The organism is Streptomyces sp. NBC_00659 (assembly GCF_036226925.1).
GTDB lineage: Bacteria > Actinomycetota > Actinomycetes > Streptomycetales > Streptomycetaceae > Streptomyces.
Map to the genome: position 1 here is coordinate 9,185,266 of NZ_CP109031.1, position 17,485 is coordinate 9,202,750.

A 17,485-nucleotide genomic window follows, 5' to 3' on the forward strand; every position below is an offset into this window, starting at 1 on the left:
TCGTGTGACGAGCTCGTCGCCTTGGTTAGCATCCAGCCATGGCACCTGACACCAGCCCGTACGGACGTGAGCGAACAGCCCGGAGCACCCCCGCGGCCGGTACAGGATCGGTCTTCGACGTCGTCGTCGACCGCAGGAACAGCAACTCCATGAAGTGGGCCAGAGCCCACGAATTCCTGACGCCCGAAGAGATCGCGGCCGACCCGCTGCCGATGTGGGTCGCGGACACCGACTTCAAGGCACCCCAGGCGGTGATCGACGCGCTCCACGAGGCCGTGGACCATGGCGTCTTCGGCTATCCGGGCGGTGCGACCGACAGCTACCTCGACGCCGTGACCGGCTGGCAGGCCAAGCGGTTCGGCTGGGAGGTTCCCCGGGAGTGGGTGGTGCAGACCTCCGGAATCATCACCACGCTCAAGACGGTCGTGCAGGCGTTCTCCGCACCGGGCGACTCGGTCCTCATCCAGCCACCGGTCTACGTACATTTCCACGAGGACGTCCTGCTGAACGGCCGTCACCTCGCGTTCGCGCCGCTGCGGCGGACCGATGACGGCTACCGGTTCGACGCCCGGGTGTTCGAGGCCGCCATCCGTCCCGACACCAGGCTGTTCATCCTCAGCCATCCGCACAACCCGACCGGGAACGTGTGGACCGAGGGCGAACTGCGGACCATGGGCGAGATCTGCGCCCGGCACGACGTCCTGGTCATCTCCGACGAGGTCCACCAGGACCTCGTCCTCAACCCGGACCTCGGACACATTCCGTTCGCCTCGCTCGGTGAGGAGTTCGCACGCAACAGCATCACCTGCACCTCTCCCGGCAAGACGTTCAACCTTCCCGGCCTCCAGAGCGCCAACGTCCTCGTGCCGGATCCCAGGCTGCGGGCAGAGCTGGAGCGCCAGTACGACCGCAACGTGTTCCCGCTGGTCAACGTGCTCGGCATGGTCGCGGCCGAGGCGGCCTACGCGCACGGTGAGCCGTGGCTGGAGGAGTTGCTCACCTACCTGCGCGGCAATCACGCGCACTTCGCCCAGGCGGTCAACTCCGCGACCTCCAAGGTGCGCGTCCTGCCGGCCGACTCCCTGTATCTGGCGTGGATGGACTGCCGGGGACTGGGGATGGACGCCGAGTCGCTGGACAGGTTCATGCTCACCAGGGCCCGGCTGTGGCTGGACAAGGGGCAGAAGTTCGGGACCGAGGGCCACGGCTACATGCGGGTGAACCTGGGCTGCCCCCGCTCCACGGTCGACGAGGCCGTGGACCGCCTGCTCACGGCCGTCGAGAAGCTGTGAGTACGGTGCGCGAGCCGTGGCCCGGGCCTTCCGGGGCGCCGTGACCATCGCCAAGGACCCCGCACGACGTGCGGGGCCCTTGGCGTGGAGCCGTGGTTGGGCTCAGGGGCAGCCGAGGCGGGTGAAGCCGGTGTCCGTCGTGCAGGTGTCCGTCTGAGTTCAGGAATAGGTCATGGGGCAGCCGCGCCGCACCGAGTGCTGGGCGGCGCGCAGAAACACGGCGACGTAGAAGGCCGCGTCCAAGTCATCGCTCCAGGGACCCGGCCGGGCGGCGGCCAGTCGCTCCGCCGCTCCTTGCCCGAACCACATGGTCAGATCGAGGTTGTCGCACATGTGAGGTGTCTCGGCCGGGAGGCCGACGGCCGCCGCCAGCCTTTCGGCTATCGCCAGTACCTGGGGAGCGCCGGCGATCACGGTCGACGCCTCCGTGTAGCCGGAGCCGAGGGGCAGCCGGATCGTCTCGTCGAGCGAGAACGGCACCAGTACGGTCCAGCCGCAGATGGTCTCCTCGTCCTCTCGGGACAGGTGAGCCCGGCACAGCGCCACGAACCCGTCCATCGAAGGACTCATCTTCTCCTCGAAGGCCTGCCCCGAACCGCGAACGAAATCCGCCGCCTCGGGTACGGACTCATAGGGCGGCAGCCCCTGTTGCCGCAGCTCGCCGTTCAGCGCCGTGGCGATGTCCCCCCACCCGTCCTCGCCCTCGGTAAACCAGTCCTCCGCGCAGACACTGACCAGATAGACACCCATGGCCGCAACGTACAGCGCGCCACTGACAGGCCGGACGCCGGGCGGATCGTCCGTCAGAGTCCGTAGCTCTTGCCGATCACGTCCCGCTGGATCTCGCTCGTCCCGCCGTAGACGGTGGAGACGACCGCCGCCCGCAGATGGCGTTCCATGTCGTACTCGGTGGCGTAGCCGTAGCCGCCCATCATCTGCATGCCTTCGAGGGCGGCCCGCTTCGCGGTCTCGGTGGCCTTGAGTTTGGCCATGGACGCCTCGCGGGGGAAGAGCCGGGCCGGTTCGGCGTCGCAGTCCGCGGCCACCTCCCGGACCAGCAGCCGGGTGCACTCGATCTCCGTGGCGAGGTCGGCGATCCGGTGCCGCAGCGCCTGGAACGAGCCGACGGGACGGCCGAACTGCTCGCGCTCACGGACATAGGCGACGGCGTCGTCGAAGGCCCGGCGTGCCAGGCCGAGCATGTTGGCGGCGAGGAAGAGCCGCTCGTGGTTCAGCCCGGCCATCAGCTGCCGCCAGCCGTTGTCGACCTCGCCGACGACGGCGTCCGCGGGCAGTCGCACGCCGCTGAAGAAGACGTCGTTGACCTCCCGGCCGCCCATGGTCTCGATGCCTCGGATCTCCACCCCGGGCGTGCCGGCGGGAACGTGGAACATGGTCAGGCCGGCGTGCTTGGCCGCGCCCGTGCGTGCCACGAGCAGGATGCTGTCGGCCAGATGGGCGTTGGAGATCCAGGTCTTCTGCCCGTCGATCAGCCAGTCGCCGTCCGGTCCTCGTCGCGCCCGGCAGCTCAGCGCGCCCACGTCGGAGCCCGCCGACGGCTCCGACATGGCGATGGCGAGGACCGCGCCCCGCACGGCACCGGCGAGCACCTCGGCCTTCTGCCGCTCGGTGCCGAACCGCTCGTATGCCTTGGCGGTGATCACGGTGGTGATGAAACCGCCCGCGGGGACCATTCCATAGGACGTCTCCTCCAGGAAGAGGCAGGCGTCGGCCAGTCCGCCGCCTGCCCCTCCGTACTCCTCCGGCAGGCAGACCCCGAGCCAGCCGTTGTCGGCGAGCCTGGCGTAGACCTCGGCGTTGTGCGGGTCACGGCCGTGGCCGGTCAGCGCGTCGCGCTGTTCACGCGTGCCGCATTCGCGCTTGGCGAAGTCGCGGACGGCGGCGACGAAGTCGGCCTGCTCCGGGGTGAGTCGAGTGCCCATGGGGTCCTCCGGGTTCCGGGTGAGTTACCAAGAAATGCGGCGTGTCTCATGGCTTCTTGAGCGTGACCGAATCCGTGTCTCGTCGCCGTCCCGCCTGGACGCGAAGGTGCCCGTGGGCCAGGGCGCACGGGACGGATATGACGGCGCCGCGTTTCCCGTGCGCACGACCCGCCCTCTGGGTATGAGTCCGGTATGGATGCATCCGTCACTCATGAGGAGTCCCTTTCGCGGGGCTGGGGGCGATGGCTGCGAGCTTTCGGGAGTCGTCGATGAGTCGAAGATACAAAAACTATTGACTTGTTTCACGGGGCGCGTCAATACTCCGGACACAACGGAGAAACGGAAGCGTCATGGCTCCTCTGCCGCACCTGCCCACCCAGCCGAACCCCGCACAATCCAAGGGAGTTGAGACGTCCTCCGCAGTGAGGGCACCGCGTCGGGGCGGAGCGGCCTGGCGATACTTCGGGGACGCCCGCTCCACCCTCATGGCGCCCCAGCTGCTCCTGCTCCAGGTCGCACACCCCGTTGTCGGCGCCGGTGTCGAGGACCACAGCAACTTCCGTGCCGAACCCTGGCCCCGGCTGATGCGCACCCTGTTCTCGCTGAGCACCGTGATCTACGGAGGGCAGCGCGCAGCCACCGAAGAGGCGCGGCGCCTGATCAGGGTGCACGCCGGAATGAAGGGGACCGACTCCGCGGGCCGCCGCTATCGCGCACTCGATCCGGAGGCCTATCACTGGGTGCACGCGACCCTCGTCAAAGGGCCCGTCGACGCGCAGAACCTGTTCGGCAAGGGTATGACCGCACAGGAGACGGAGGAGTACTACCGCGAGATGCGGGACGTCGGACGGGTCTGGGGTCTCAAGGACCACCAACTGCCCCCGGACTGGGCGGCGTTCAGTGCCTACTACGACGACATGGTCGACAACCGGCTGGAGTACAACCAGTCCGTTCGGGACGTCGTCGACGAACTCACGCACCCCGCCAAGCCGTTCCGCCTGCTCCCGGACCCGCTCTGGCGGCCGTTCGCCCGGATCGCCGCCCATTACGCGCTGCTGGTCACCGTCGGCACCATGCCACCCCGCCTGCGCGACCGGCTCCACCTCGGCTGGAGCCCGCGGCAGCAACGCGCACTGCGGCGCTTCGCCCGCGTCGTGAGGTTCGTGATGCTGCTCGTCCCGCCCCCGCTGCGTATCAGCGGCACGCTCGCCATCGCCTACTGGGCCACCCACCGACCGGGCACCGATCCCGCCGCGCGGCGCCCGCTGGGGGCGAGGTGACATGGGGTCCACCACCGAGCCCGTCCGGCTCGCCCCCGGGCAGGCCGGCGCCGGTCGGAGGTCACTCGCGTACGCCCGCGAGCTCCACCGCCGGGCGGCGCAGGGAGAGGACGGCCGGAGCGACCTCCGAGATCACGGCGAGCACCGCGCAGGCCTCCTGGACTCCGGAGACGGATCGGGTGTCGGCTATCTGCTCAAGGACCGTGTCGGCCAGGTCGAGGAATTCGTGGAAGCGCTGCACAAGGTGGCGGACGGCGGGACGGTGATCGACCCCGAGGTGGTGCGCCAGTTGCTGCGCCCCCGGCGCGATCCGCTGGAGCAGCTCACCCCGCGCGAACGCGAGGTGCCGGCACTGGTCGCCGAAGGCAGGTCCAATGGCGCGATCGCCAAGGAGCTGGTGGTTTCCGAAGCGGCGATCGGCAAGCACATCGGCAGCATGCTCACCAAGCTGGACCTGCCTCCGACGGACAAGACCCACCGCAGGGTCCTGGCCGTCCTCACTTACCTGCGGGCCTGACCCCGCGCACCACCTGACCGCTACTCGCGCAAACGGCCCCTTCGCGCGAGCACGATCAATCGTGGCCGCCGGCCTCCCGCCCGTCCCGGACGCGTGGCTGTGGCGGATGGAGGCGGGGCCTATTCGTGGTCCGCACTTGGCCGGGAGGTGTCGCCCGGGGTTGTTCCAGGGCCGGTGTGGAGGACTTCGCGGGCCTGTTCGGCGGCGCGGGTGATGCTTTCGCTGATGAAGTCGAGGAAGCGGGCGACGTTCTCCAGACGGGCGGCGGCGGGGGTGTCGCGGCCGAGGACGGCGACGCCCTGGCGGGCGGTCTTGACGAGTTCGTCGTTGGCCCGGGCGCTGGCGATCGTCGCCTGGTAGAAGAGCTCGCCGTCGACGACGTAGCGGTCGCGGCGGCCCTCGTCGCGTTCCCGGCGCACGAGGCTCTGGCTCTCCAGGAACGTGATGGCCTTGGAGATGGACGCCGGGCTGACCTGGAGGCGCTGGGCGAGCTCGGACGCGGTGAGGCTGCCCGTGTCCGCAGTGAACAGACAGGTCAGCACCCGGGCCGGGATCTTGGGCAGGCCGGAGCCCATGAGGACGGTGGTGAACGTCTCCTCGTACTCGGCCACGGCCTCGGCGTCGCGTCCGTGCGGCTGGGGAACCGACTCCGGACCGAGGGAGGTGGCGGTCCTGCGCCGGTGCGCGCGGCGTTCGGTGGCGCGGTGGGCCAGATTGGCGCGGTAGGCGGTGGGACCGCCGTTGCGCATCACCTCACGTGTGACCGTCGAGGTGGGACGGCCCAGACTCCGGGCGATCTCGGCGTAGGGGAGGCTGTCGGCCAGTCCCAGCGCGATCTGCTGGCGTTCCTGCTGGGTGAGTCTGCCTCCCGGCATCGCGGTCTCCTCGGTGATTCCTCGCGGCGGTCCCTGTACCCCTCACTGTAGCGTTCACCCTCCTTCATTGCAACAAATGGAGAGAGGGTTGTTGCGTTAAAGGTGAAACCATTGCAACAATTTCATGCCCTTTACCTGCGAATATAAGGGAGCTTCGCAATTAATGAGTTGCTGCGTCCGTGAACGCAACGTAGCGTTTCCGATGTAGGAAAGCATGATGGGGAGCGGCGTCGGGGCGGGCCTCGCGGGTCGGGCGGACGGACGAAGGGGTGGGGATCATGGAAACAGCACCGAGCCGGCGGGGGGCCGCCGCTCCCGGCGCCTTCACCGCCTTCGCCCGCTTCGTGCTCTGCGGCGGGGGAGTGGGGCTCGCCTCCAGCTTCGCCGTGGCCGCCCTCGCCGCCTGGATTCCCTGGGGCGTGGCCAACGCCCTGATCACCGCGGCCTCCACCCTTCTGGCCACCGAACTGCACGCCCGCTTCACCTTCGGTGCGGGCGGGCGCGCGACCTGGCGCCAGCATGTGCAGTCGGCCGGGTCCGCCGCGGCCACCTACGCGGTGACCTGTGCGGCGATGCTCGTCCTGCATCAACTGCTGGCGGCGCCCGGCGCGGTGCTCGAGCAGGCCGTCTACCTGTCCGCCTCCGCGCTCGCCGGTGTCGCACGGTTCGTGGCGCTGCGCCTGGTCGTCTTCGCACGCGGCCACGCACAGGACGCGGCCTCCGCCGGCTGTGACCTCGCGTCGGGAACGGCCTCGGTTCACCGCGACTCCGCGTCGGGCACGGTCTCCGTCCGCCGTGACGCCGCGCCGGACACGGCCTCCGTCCACCGCGCCCTCGCGCCGGACGCGGCCGCCGTCCACGCCACCCGCCCCGTACCCGCTCCCGCGGCCCGCGTCACGGCACCGGCGGGTCAGGCGGCGCTCTGTCGCGCCGCCTGACCCGCCGGTGCCGTGAGGGCTGCCCGCCGGGGTGTCACATCCGCGGGTCGGGCTTCAGCAGGGCGAACTCGGCGCCGAACGGGTCCGCGAGCCAGGCGATGCGGCCGACGTCCGGGACGTCCGCCGCCGGCATCAGGACGGACCCGCCGTTCGCCGTGGCCGCCGTGGCCGTGGCGTCGGCGTCCTCCGCGTGGAAGTAGGGCACCCAGCGGGGCCGTTCGCCTTCGCCGCCGCCCATCGGTGCGACCCCGCCGAAGGAGGCGTCCTGCTGGTCGCCGTCCTTGGTGCTCAGCACCCGGTACGTCATGCCGGGCGCCTGCATCTCCTGGCTGCGCCAGCCGAACAGGCCCTCGTAGAAGGCGATGGCGGCGAGCGGGTCGGGAGCGTGCAGCTCTGCCCAGAGCAGCGTGTTCGGGGCGGAGGCGATATCCAGTCCGGCGGTCTTGCCGGGCTGCCAGAGGGCGAACTCGGCGCCCTGCGGGTCGGTGGCCTGTGCCAGATGGCCCTCGCCCATGACGTCCATGGGCTCCATCCGGACGGTCCCGCCGCCGGCCGTGACGGCCGAGACGGTGGCCTGGATGTCATCGGCCTTGAAGTGGATCATCCAGGCGGACTTCGCGCCCTCCTGGGTGAGCGGTCCGAGCGCGGCGACGGTCTTCCCGTCGAGCTGGAAGAACCCGTACCCGCCCGCTTCCGGTCCTGCGGAGACGAACTGCCATCCGAGGACGGCGCCGTAGAACGCGGCGGCCGCCTCGGTGTCGGGGCTGCCGAGGTCGAGCCAGTTGGGCGATCCGATGCTGAAGTCTGTGCCGAGCATGAGGAGTCCTCCGGGGGCGTCGGTCGAGCGGGCGGGGGCAACGATGCCGACCCGGCCCGCGGTGGGCCACCCGTAACCACCGGCGGCCTGCGGGCTTCACCCGTACGGAGTAACCCGCGGCCCACTCCGGCGCCGAAAGCGCGACCCGCGCCCGATGGTGCTTCCTGGCCCCGGCGGCCAGGACGGGCGACACGCTCCACCGGTCGCGGCCGGTGGCCGTGCGGTGCGGCCGGGTGCGAGAACTGATCCATGGGCCCGGATCGTGCCGATACCCCGCTGGTCATAGCGTTCACCTTCATTCATTGCAACGTCTCCTGTGGGAGGGTGTTGCGTTAAGCGTGGGACCGTTGCAACAAATTTTGGGTATCTACCTGCGAATATTGGCATCTGACGCAACAAGTATGTTGCCGGATCTGTGAATGCAACGTAGCGTTTCTGTCATCGGAAAGCAGCGGGCCGACCAAGGCGCGCGACGCCGGACAAGGAGAGCATCATGCAGAAGTTCGACACTCCCGCCCCCGTCTCCGCGATCATCGACATCCCCGCGGGACGCATCCAGTTCATCGCCGCCGACCGCGCCGACACCACTGTCGAGGTCCTGCCCGCCGACCGTGCCAAGAGCCGCGACGTGAAGGCGGCCGGACAGGTCCGGATCGACTACGCCGACGGTGTCCTGCGCGTCGAGGCTCCGGAGGCGAAGAACCGGCTGCTCGGCCCGTCCGGGTCCGTCGAGGTGACCGTGCAGCTTCCGGCCGGCTCCCGCGTCGAGGCGAAGGCGGCCGCCGCCGAGTTCCGCGGCGTGGGACGGCTCGGCGAGGTCACCTTCGAGGGCGGCCACCGCTCGGTCAAGCTCGACGAGGCCGACAGCCTCCGCCTGACGGGCCTCGACGCCGACATCACCGTCGGCCGCCTGAACGGACCCGCCGAGATCAGCACCCAGAAGGGCGATCTGAACGTCGTCGAGGCCGCCCGCGGAACGCTCACGCTGAGCACGCAGATGGGGAACATCACCGTCGGCGCAGCCCCCGGCGTCTCCGCGGTCCTGGACGCCGGCACCACCTTCGGCCGGGTCAGCAACACGCTCAAGAACGCCGACGCGACTCCCGGCCTGACCATCCACGCGACCACCGCCCACGGCGACATCACCGCCCGCAGCCTCTGACCGCCGCCTCGACGAAGGAGCACTCCATGACCGACCCGGCCATCGCCGCACACGGGCTGCGCAAGTCCTACGGCGACAAGACCGTCCTCGACGGCATCGACCTGACCGTCCCCGAGGCGACTGTCTTCTCCCTGCTGGGCCCGAACGGCGCCGGCAAGACCACCGCCGTCAAGATCCTCTCCACGCTGATCTCCCCCGGCCCCGGCTCCGGCCCGATTCGCGTCGGGGGCCACGACCTGGCCACCGAGGCACAGGCCGCACGCGCCGCGATCGGGGTCACCGGCCAGTTCTCCGCCGTCGACGGCCTGATCACCGGCGAGGAGAACATGCTCCTCATGGCGGACCTGCACCATCTCTCCCGGTCCGAGGGGCGGCGGGTCGCCGCCGCGCTCCTGGAGCGCTTCGACCTCACCGAGGCCGCGAAGAAGCCCGCCTCCACCTACTCCGGCGGCATGAAACGCCGCCTGGACATCGCCATGACCCTGGTCGGCAGCCCCCGCATCATCTTCCTCGACGAACCGACCACCGGCCTGGACCCCCGCTCCCGCCACAACATGTGGCAGATCATCCGCGAGCTCGTCGCAGGCGGCACCACGGTCTTCCTCACCACCCAGTACCTGGAGGAGGCCGACGAACTCGCCGACCGCATCGCCGTGCTGAACAACGGCGGGATCGCCGCCGAGGGCACCGCGGAGGAACTCAAGCGGCTCGTCCCCGGCGGACACGTCCGGCTGCGCTTCACCGACCCGGTCGCCTACCGGTCCGCCGCCGCCTCACTGGGAGACGCATCCCATGACGACGAGGCCCTCGCCCTGCACCTGCCCAGCGACGGCAGCCAGCGCGAACTGCGCGCCGTCCTCGACCGTCTGGACACGGCCGGCGTCGAGGCCGACGAACTGACCGTGCACACACCCGACCTCGACGACGTCTTCTTCGCCCTGACCGGCGGCACCGTACCGAGCCAGCCGAACAAGTCGAACCAGTCCGACCAGCCTGAGGAGGCTGTCCGATGAACTCCTTCTCCCTCGCCGTGCGCGACTCGTCCACGATGCTGCGCCGCAACCTCCTGCACGCCCGCCGCTACCCCTCGCTCACCCTGAACCTGCTGCTCACCCCTGTGATGCTCCTGCTGCTGTTCGTCTACATCTTCGGCGACACCATGAGCGGCGGCGCGGGCCGCTCCGCCTACATCGCCTACATCGTCCCCGGCATCCTGCTGATGACCATCGGCTCCACCGTCGTCGGCACCGCCGTATCCGTTTCCACCGACATGAACGAGGGCATCATCGCCCGCTTCCGCACGATGGCCATCCACAGAGGCTCCATCCTGTTCGGACATGTCGTCGGCAGCGTGCTGCAGGCGGTCGTCAGCGTCGTCCTGGTCGGCGCCGTCGGCGTCGCCATGGGCTTCCGCTCGACCGACGCCACCGTCGTGGAATGGCTCGCGGCCTTCGGACTGCTCGCCCTGTTCGCCCTGGCCGTCACCTGGATCGCGGTCGGCATGGGCATGGGCAGCCCCAACGCCGAAGCGGCCAGCAACAACGCCATGCCGCTGATCCTGCTGCCCCTCATCTCCAGCGCCTTCGTCCCCCTGCACTCCATGCCCGGCTGGTTCCAGCCGATCGCCCAGTACCAGCCCTTCACCCCCGCCATCGAAACCCTGCGCGGACTCCTCCTGGGCACCGAGATCGGCAACAACGGGTGGATCGCCCTGGCCTGGTGCCTGGGCCTGAGCGTCCTCGGACACCGTTGGTCGAAGGCCCAGTTCGACCGCGACCCCAAGTAGCCCCGCCCCACACGGACGTGGCGACACGACCCCGTCCCACCCCAGGGCGGCGCACCCCGGCACCCCGCCGGAGTGCGCCGCCCCGCCGGTTATCCCTTTGCGCCCGCGCCACCACGACACCCACACTGTTCCGGTGCTGATCCGACGCGAAGCGCCCACCGACATCCCCGCCGTACGCGCCCTCACCTCGGCCGCGTTCGCCAAGCAGGGGACGACGACCCCCGTCGAGACCACCCTGCTGGACGAACTGCGTGACTGCGACGGCTGGTTGCCACAACTGTCGCTCGTGGCGGTGAACGAGCGGGACGAGGCCGTCGGGCACGTGATCTGCACCCGCGCACACGTCGACACCGCCCCGGTCCTCGCACTCGGCCCGCTCAGCGTGCACCCCGACCACCAGCGCCGAGGCGTCGGCCTCGCACTCGTCCACACGATGCTCGGCGCGGCGGACGCGCTCGGGGAACCACTCGTCGCGCTGCTCGGCAGCCCCGCCTACTACAGCCGCTACGGCTTCCGCATCAGCACGCGGTACGGCATCACCCCACCGGACCCCGGCTACGGCGAGCACTTCCAGGTACGCCCTCTCTCGGCGTACGAGCCGGCTCTGCGCGGCGCCTTCACCTACGCCGCTCCCTTCAACGATCTCTGACCCACCCGCAGGCGCCGCGCGCCCGGGGCCCTGGGCCCGGCAGCGGACCCCGGCCCGAGCCAGAGCGGCGGAGCTGCTCGCCCGCATGCGGGAGCGGCCAGGTGCGGCACTCCGCCGGACAGACCGCCGCCGAGAACCGCGGCGGCATGACACCTGTCATACGAAAGGGCGGGCATCGGGCACTGGGGGAACCCCACGCCCCGGTCCGCCCCGACGTCGCCGTGAAGGTGCACGGCATCCGCCTCGGCGGGGTCAGGGACGACGGCCCGGGCGAGCCGGGCGGCCCGACGGTCCGCGTCGACGCCCGGGGCCTGCTCGACGGAGTCACCGTCACCCGCGGGTGAGGCCGCCCCCACGTTCAGGCGCCCTGCCGCAGCGGGGTCAGTCGCACAGGGCCGCCACCACCAGGCTGTCGAAGACCAGGGTGCCGTCCTGGGAGGCGGTCACCCGGATCGCCGTGTCCTCGGCCGCGTCCTGCTGAGGCAGCGGGGTCGCGGCGATGTGACACGCGAGGTCCAGTTCCACGGGGCGGTGGAAGGCGCTGCGCACCTCGATGGGCAGAACACGGTACGGGGCGCACACGTCCTGGGCGGCCTGGCGGGCGGCCTTGAGGAGCAGCATGGCGGGCACATGGTCCATGGGATGGTCGAAGAGCGCCGGGTGGCTGGGGTCGACCCGCAACTGCCAGGTGTGACCGCCCCGGCCGGAGCGCGCGGCCGGGACGCCGAGCACCACGTCCCGTACGTCGAGGCGCCCCACGACGGGCGGCGGCAGACCTACGGGGGGCAGTTCACCGAGGGCACGCTGGTGGCCCGGGCGGAGGCGCACGGCGGAGTACTGCTGAGCGTCAGCAGGGCGAAGGACCGCACGGACCCCAACCTCCACACCGCGACGGTGATGCTGGGGCTCGTGCCACCCGCCAGAGGGACCGTCGCCGCGGACGCCTGTCCGGTCCGCTGCTACCGCTTCACGTTCGGGCTCGGCCCCCACAGCGTGGACCGGTCCGCCATGACCTGCCCGGTTTCGCGGACCGACGGCGAACCCGGCAGCCTGACGGCGCAGTTGGGCGCCCTCCTCGCCAGGCAGCCCACCGGCCCGTACGCGTACCGGCAGATGACGACTCGGGGTTATGCGCATACGACGCAGGGCGCCCTGGACTTCCTCAGGGACAAGCGGCTGGCCGCCGCCAAGGACACGGTGACCGCGGTCTCCGGAAGGACCGAGAACGGTGACGTCTACCTCCTGGCCCTGCGCATCAACGGCGTCTGCCACCACCTGCGAATGGACTCCTCGTCCGCCGCGTCACGCTTGATACCCCTGTGGGCCGTCCCGGCCGACCGGCAGAAGGCGTGTGACGTGAGCGAGCCCGTGGCAGCCACCTTGTACGGGATCGATCCGGCGAAGGCGGGGTGACAACGTCGATAGTCTCGTCACCATGATGCGTGTCTGGATCCTGCCGACGCTGCTGGTGCTCTGCGGCGCAGTCGTCGCGACCGGGCTGATCCTCAAGGGGAACCCCGGTACAGCCGCCGCACTCCTGCCGGCGTTCCTGGCGCTCGCGGCCGTGAACTCGCCCCTGATCTTCCCGACGTCGATCGGTGCGCGGGAGGCACAACGCCGCAGCGTGGTCGACGGCCGGCCGGTCGTCTTCTGGCGTCCGGGCTGCACGTACTGCATACGGCTGCGCATCCGGCTGGGCCGCAGGGCCCGACGGCTGCACTGGGTGAATATCTGGCAGGACCCGGCGGGCGCCGCGGCGGTCCGGGCGGCCAACGACGGCAACGAGACCGTGCCGACCGTCGTCGTGGCGGGCCGGCCACACACCAACCCCGATCCCCGATGGGTGCGCGAACAGCTCTTTCCTTCCACGTGATCAGACGCTCGCGATGGTTCCGGCGACACCGCCCGAGAACCTCCCGCACGGCCCGGCCCACCGGGGCCTGCTCATCGATCACGCCTGTTCCGGCCCGGCCCTGCCCGAAAACCTCATCGCCGAGGCCCGCCGCCTCCGGAACAGCTGACGGGCACTCGGCCCTTTGATCATTCGTGAGCCCCGCCGGGCCGGGCCGACCCCCGCTCACGCGGGCCCCGGTGCTGTCGTCCGGCGCCATCACCGCAACGTGATCTGCTCGCCGATCGACCGCTCGCGGGCGGACGCGATGACCAGGGCCGTGGCCGCGGCGTCCTGCACCGCCGTGCCGACCGACTTGTAGAGGGTGATCTGGTCCGGCGACGTGCGCCCCGGTTTGCTGCCGGCGATGAGTTCGCCCAGCTCGGCGTGTACGTGCTCGGCCGTGATGAGGCCGTCGCGGATCGGCGTGAGCAGGTCGTTGCTGCCCGCGGGGTACGGGGCGAGCACGGCCTGGCGCGATTCGACGCACACCAGCGCCTCGGCGACCGTGGCGTCGTCGACCTCGCGGCCGGCCGGGTTGAATCCGACGGAGGTGATGTGCACGCCGGGTGTCAGCCAGGGGCGGCGGATCACGGGTTCGACGGCGTGCGTCGTCGCCGCGGCGATGTCGGCGCCGTCGAGCGCCTCGGCGTAGCCGGCCACGGCCCGGACCTCGGCCTCCAGCACGGCGGAGAGTTCCTCGGCCAGAGCGGCGGCCTTCGCCGGGTCCCGGCCGGCCACGCGGATCTCCCGGATCGGGCGGACCCGGCAGATCGCGCGGGCGTGGGACCTGGCCTGCACGCCGGTGCCCAGTACGGCCAGCACCGTCGCGTCCTCGCGGGCCAGCAGCCGCGCCGACAGTGCGGAGCAGGCGCCCGTTCGCGCCGCGGTGATGGCCGTACCGTCCAGCAGTGCGGCAGGCTCGCCGGTGTCCGGATCGAACGCCACGATCAGCGCCTGATGTGTCGGCAGCCGTACCCCGTCGTTGTGCGGGAAGAGGGACACCAGCTTGGTCATGAGCACCCCGGCCGAGGGCAGGAAGCCCGGCATGGCCGCCAGGAATCCGTCGCGTTCGGGCACCAGGGCGGCGACGCGGTCGGGTACCGAGGCGCGGCCCGCACTGAAGTCCGCCATCGCCGCAGCCAGGGCATCGATCAGCGTGTCCACGCGGAGCAGTGACTCGACCTGCGTGCGGCCCAGAACAAGCATGCGCTTCAGCCTCCTGATGCCGGTCATCCGGCCGACGACCGCACCGCCCAAGCGTCGACCTCAGCCCCGCCGCCGCCCCGCTACGACACGCGGTCCTTCCTGAGCACGGTCCTCCGGGACACGCGTACACGTCGCCCACCTCGACACCGACCGTGGCACCGGCGGCACTCCGTCGCGCTCCCTCCCTCCCCGACCGCCACCGGTCTCAGGCCGTCGGTCCGCCTTGACCGCACCAGGCAGTCGGTGGCCCAAGTCATGTCCGGACCGAGGCAAGGAAGTCGCGGACCGCGTCCGCGAAGCCGGCCAGGTCGTTGGCGTACAAGAAGTGGTCCGTGCCCAGTTCGACGAGTCGGGTGCCGGGCCGCCGGGCAGCCATCCGTGCTGCCTGCTCGGCCGACAGCACGCCGCCTGCGGTGCCGCGTATCAGCAGCGCCGGGCAGGTGGAGCCGGTCCAGTCCGACCAGTGGTCGCCGTGGACCTGGTCCTCGGACTCGTAGATGTCCTCGGGGTGGAAGCGCAGGCCCCAGGTTCCGTCCGGCCGTTCGCGAACGGCGGATGCGAGGAAGGGGGCGAACGGGCCCAGCCGCGCCACGAACGCCTCCCGGCTGGGGCCTGTGTCCTGCGGAAGGTTCAGCACGAACGCCAGCGGGTTGCTGCCGTCCAGGCCGAGCTCCGCACAGCCCTCTCCGTTGACCAGCGCGGTCACGCGCTCGGGATGGCGGGCGGCGAACTGGTAGGCGTTGATCGCGCCGAGCGAGTGGCCGAGGAGGGCCGCGCGACGCAGCCCCAGATGGTCCATGAGGGCTTCCAGGTCGGCGAGGTAGCCCTCACGGCTGTAGTCGGCCGCCCGGTCGGAGTCGCCGTGTCCGCGCTGGTCGGGTGCTATGACCCGCCAGTCCGGGGCGAGTCGGGCGGCGAGACCTGCGTACGACATGCCCTCGGACATGTGTCCGTGCAGGGCGAGCAGCGGGCGGCCCGGTCCGCCGAAGTCCACGTAGGACAGGGTGCGGCCGTCGATGGTGAGCGCGGAACGCTGGGCGTTGTCGGTGTTCATGGGTTCACCGTAGACGACATCTATACGCCCGTACAATACGTTCGTGTAAGACGATTGTATTGAAGCTCGCTGCCGTGCGGTGTTGTGCGCCGAGTGCGCCGAGTGTGCCGCGGCCGGCCTTGCGTGGGGTTGCGCTCTACCGGGAGCACCGTGGGGAGCGGCCCGTGACGGGCGTGCTGTACACCCACAGTCACGGCGGCCACTTCGGCGGCGTGCGGGGTGTCATCGGCGACGAGGACGTCGCTTCCGGCGTGCCGGTGTTCGCCCCGACGGCTTTCCCGAACGCGCGGTGAGCGAGAAGGTGTTCGCGGGCACGGCGACGAACCGCCGCGCGGCCTACACGCACAGTGCGGCGCTGCCCATGGGCGAGCGGGGGCAGATCGGGGCGGGGCTCGGGCCTGGCGGCGCGAGACGGCGTCGCGGTCGTCGGCGACCCGAGCAAGGTGACCGAACTCCTGGGGCACCTCGCGGAGCCCGACCCGGTCCGGTGCCTCAGCCCTGCTGTCGGCGCACCATCTCGTTGATCCAGACGGGCGCGAACGGGGAGGTGCAGCCTGGGGGAGTGGGGTAGTCCTTGAGGACTTCCAGGCGCTCACCGATGTCGATGGCACGGGTGCGCTGCTCGGTGTGCTCGATCCCGATCTGGGCCAGGCAGTGGTTCATCGCCCACTGCAGGCGGTCGGGGGCGTCCTTCATGTCCGCCTCGATGGTGTCGAGCAACCCCGGGAGGTCCAGGCCCTCAGGGTTCTTCGCCACGCGTTCGGTGGTCAGCGCCCAGCCGGCACCGGCCACCACCGGATCCGGATCGGCGGACCAGGACAGCCGCAGCTCCTCGGCGTGCGGGTTCTTCTTCACCACGTAGTTCACGAGCCAGTCGTGCACCTTGGGTGTGCGCGCCTGGCGCAGCATGGTGTCCAGCTCCGCACGCCCGAAGGCCTTCGGGCGGCAGATGAGGATCGCCAGCAGTCTCGCCGCGCTGTCGTCCGTCTCCCAGAGCCGGCAGGCGAGTTCCTGCTGTGTCTTCAGCCGCTTCGCGAGTGCGCGCAGCTTGCCGAGGTTCACACCGTGATCGTCACCGTGCTTCTCGTTGACCGCGCGTGCCTTGGGGTCCTCGAGCCCGGCCAGCTCGGCCATCACCTCGGCCATCGTCGCCTCGGTCACGCTCGGCCTCCCGTCGATCACCTGAGGGGTCCAGCCGACGAGTACGCCGGCCACCTGGATCGTACGAGATCAGCTCGGTGTGCCGCCGGAAGGCGCTGGATCGGGGTCGCGGGCTCGTCACCGGCGTGCGGGCCCGTGACGAGCGGCGGCCGGCGGCCCGCGGAATCGTCGGGCCACCGGCGGTGACGAACTTCCGCCGGGACGGGGACCTGTCAGGCGTCCTTGATCGCGGAGATCTCGAACTCCAGCTGGATCTTCTCGCTCACCAGGACACCGCCGGTCTCCAGCGCGGCGTTCCAGATGACGCCGTAGTCCTTGCGGTTGATGGTGACCGAGCCTTCCAGGCCGACGCGAATGTTGCCGAACGGGTCGGTGGCGGTGCCCTCGTAGCTGAAGGGGATGGTCACCGGCTTGGTGACGCCCTTGATGGTGAGATCTCCGGTGACGTCGAAAGTGCTGTCGCCGCTGCGGTGTACGGCCGTGGAGACGAACGTGATCTGCGGGTACTCGTCCATGTTGAGGAAGTCGTTGCTGCGCAGGTGCTTGTCGCGATCGGCGTTGCGGGTGTCCACGCTGTTGGCCTGGATGGTCACCGTGCCGCTCGACTTCGACGGGTCGGCGCCGTCGAAGGACGCGCTGCCCTCGAACTCACTGAATGCGCCGCGGACCTTGGTGACCATCGCGTGCCGGGCAACGAAGCCGATCCGGCTGTGCGAGGCGTCGATGGTGTAGTGCCCGGTCAGGGGGGACAGGTCGGTAGGGAACGCGGTCATCGCGGGGCTCCTCGGGTCAGCGCTGTGAAAGAACACACGTGCGATGAAGGAAGATAACGGACATATGCAACCTATCGGTCATGCTGTGCAAGTGCCCGCCGCCACGGCGTGGCGCGGCCGTCCGGCCGTACACACCAG

19 protein-coding genes and 2 pseudogenes are annotated in these 17,485 nt (G+C 70.4%); 12 read left to right on the forward strand and 9 right to left on the reverse strand.

Going from position 1 to position 17,485, the window contains the following annotated elements; all coding sequences use genetic code 11:
* Positions 1-38: 38 nt before the first annotated feature.
* Positions 39-1,292, forward strand: coding sequence for a MalY/PatB family protein (locus tag OG410_RS40280; RefSeq protein WP_329303709.1), 1,254 nt, complete (start codon positions 39-41; stop codon positions 1,290-1,292).
* A 159-nt stretch (positions 1,293-1,451) separates the two neighbouring features.
* Here the strand turns inward: OG410_RS40280 and OG410_RS40285 are convergent, their stop codons facing one another.
* Together OG410_RS40285 and OG410_RS40290 are read right to left on the reverse strand one after the other, a co-directional pair.
* Positions 1,452-2,042 (reverse strand): hypothetical protein, encoded by a 591-nt coding sequence (locus OG410_RS40285; RefSeq protein WP_329303710.1) that lies wholly within the window; start codon positions 2,040-2,042, stop codon positions 1,452-1,454.
* A 53-nt stretch (positions 2,043-2,095) separates the two neighbouring features.
* A complete protein-coding gene (locus OG410_RS40290; RefSeq protein WP_329303711.1) occupies positions 2,096-3,235 on the reverse strand; it encodes an acyl-CoA dehydrogenase family protein in 1,140 nt (379 codons plus the stop codon).
* A 422-nt stretch (positions 3,236-3,657) separates the two neighbouring features.
* On the opposite strand from OG410_RS40290, the gene OG410_RS40295 reads away from it, so the two are divergent.
* Positions 3,658-4,515 (forward strand): oxygenase MpaB family protein, encoded by an 858-nt coding sequence (locus tag OG410_RS40295; RefSeq protein WP_329303712.1) that lies wholly within the window; start codon positions 3,658-3,660, stop codon positions 4,513-4,515.
* 142 nt (positions 4,516-4,657) lie between these two features.
* Positions 4,658-5,032: pseudogene (locus OG410_RS40300) on the forward strand (LuxR C-terminal-related transcriptional regulator); the annotation flags it as partial.
* 119 nt (positions 5,033-5,151) lie between these two features.
* Here the strand turns inward: OG410_RS40300 and OG410_RS40305 are convergent.
* Positions 5,152-5,907, reverse strand: coding sequence for a helix-turn-helix domain-containing protein (locus tag OG410_RS40305; protein ID WP_329303713.1), 756 nt, complete (start codon positions 5,905-5,907; stop codon positions 5,152-5,154).
* 278 nt (positions 5,908-6,185) lie between these two features.
* On the opposite strand from OG410_RS40305, the gene OG410_RS40310 reads away from it, so the two are divergent.
* Positions 6,186-6,845: a GtrA family protein gene (locus OG410_RS40310; protein WP_443063860.1), complete on the forward strand. Its 660-nt coding sequence runs from the start codon at positions 6,186-6,188 to the stop codon at positions 6,843-6,845.
* 34 nt (positions 6,846-6,879) lie between these two features.
* Here OG410_RS40310 and OG410_RS40315 read toward each other — a convergent pair whose 3' ends face one another.
* Positions 6,880-7,662 carry a VOC family protein gene (locus OG410_RS40315; RefSeq protein ID WP_329303714.1) on the reverse strand — a complete coding sequence of 261 codons (783 nt, stop codon included), beginning with the start codon at positions 7,660-7,662 and terminating at the stop codon, positions 6,880-6,882.
* A 493-nt stretch (positions 7,663-8,155) separates the two neighbouring features.
* Between OG410_RS40315 and OG410_RS40320 the strand changes: the two genes are divergently transcribed.
* From OG410_RS40320 to OG410_RS40340, 5 genes are all read left to right on the forward strand, one after another.
* The gene (locus OG410_RS40320; protein WP_329303715.1) at positions 8,156-8,824 is read left to right on the forward strand and encodes a hypothetical protein; all 669 of its coding nucleotides are present in this window, start codon (positions 8,156-8,158) and stop codon (positions 8,822-8,824) included.
* Between the two features lie 26 nt (positions 8,825-8,850).
* Entirely contained in the window at positions 8,851-9,837 is a 987-nt protein-coding gene (locus tag OG410_RS40325; RefSeq protein WP_329303716.1) for an ATP-binding cassette domain-containing protein, read from the forward strand.
* The gene (locus OG410_RS40330; protein ID WP_329303717.1) at positions 9,834-10,610 is read left to right on the forward strand and encodes an ABC transporter permease; all 777 of its coding nucleotides are present in this window, start codon (positions 9,834-9,836) and stop codon (positions 10,608-10,610) included. Before OG410_RS40325 ends, OG410_RS40330 begins: the two co-directional genes overlap by 4 nt.
* A gap of 133 nt (positions 10,611-10,743) precedes the next feature.
* Positions 10,744-11,259, forward strand: a complete 516-nt coding sequence (locus OG410_RS40335; protein ID WP_329303718.1) for a GNAT family N-acetyltransferase — start codon at positions 10,744-10,746, stop codon at positions 11,257-11,259.
* Between the two features lie 146 nt (positions 11,260-11,405).
* Entirely contained in the window at positions 11,406-11,603 is a 198-nt protein-coding gene (locus OG410_RS40340; protein WP_329303719.1) for a hypothetical protein, read from the forward strand.
* 37 nt (positions 11,604-11,640) lie between these two features.
* On the opposite strand, the gene OG410_RS40345 is transcribed toward OG410_RS40340, so the two are convergent.
* Positions 11,641-12,018, reverse strand: a complete 378-nt coding sequence (locus OG410_RS40345; protein ID WP_329304460.1) for an AfsA-related hotdog domain-containing protein — start codon at positions 12,016-12,018, stop codon at positions 11,641-11,643.
* Here OG410_RS40345 and OG410_RS40350 point away from each other — a divergent pair.
* Entirely contained in the window at positions 11,902-12,672 is a 771-nt protein-coding gene (locus OG410_RS40350; RefSeq protein WP_329304500.1) for a hypothetical protein, read from the forward strand. The genes OG410_RS40345 and OG410_RS40350 overlap by 117 nt on opposite strands.
* Positions 12,673-12,694: 22 nt before the next feature.
* On the forward strand, positions 12,695-13,132 hold the full coding sequence (locus OG410_RS40355; protein WP_329303720.1) for a glutaredoxin domain-containing protein: 438 nt from the start codon (positions 12,695-12,697) through the stop codon (positions 13,130-13,132).
* A 237-nt stretch (positions 13,133-13,369) separates the two neighbouring features.
* On the opposite strand, the gene OG410_RS40360 is transcribed toward OG410_RS40355, so the two are convergent.
* Positions 13,370-14,359, reverse strand: a complete 990-nt coding sequence (locus OG410_RS40360; protein ID WP_329303721.1) for an ornithine cyclodeaminase family protein — start codon at positions 14,357-14,359, stop codon at positions 13,370-13,372.
* 253 nt (positions 14,360-14,612) lie between these two features.
* Entirely contained in the window at positions 14,613-15,413 is an 801-nt protein-coding gene (locus OG410_RS40365) for an alpha/beta fold hydrolase (RefSeq protein WP_329303722.1), read from the reverse strand.
* A gap of 59 nt (positions 15,414-15,472) precedes the next feature.
* On the opposite strand from OG410_RS40365, the pseudogene OG410_RS40370 reads away from it, so the two are divergent.
* Positions 15,473-15,810, forward strand: a pseudogene (locus OG410_RS40370) (MBL fold metallo-hydrolase); the annotation flags it as partial.
* Between the two features lie 95 nt (positions 15,811-15,905).
* Here OG410_RS40370 and OG410_RS40375 read toward each other — a convergent pair.
* A complete protein-coding gene (locus OG410_RS40375) occupies positions 15,906-16,559 on the reverse strand; it encodes a DNA alkylation repair protein (protein ID WP_329304462.1) in 654 nt (217 codons plus the stop codon).
* Between the two features lie 227 nt (positions 16,560-16,786).
* A complete protein-coding gene (locus tag OG410_RS40380) occupies positions 16,787-17,347 on the reverse strand; it encodes a YceI family protein (protein WP_329303723.1) in 561 nt (186 codons plus the stop codon).
* Positions 17,348-17,485: the final 138 nt, after the last annotated feature.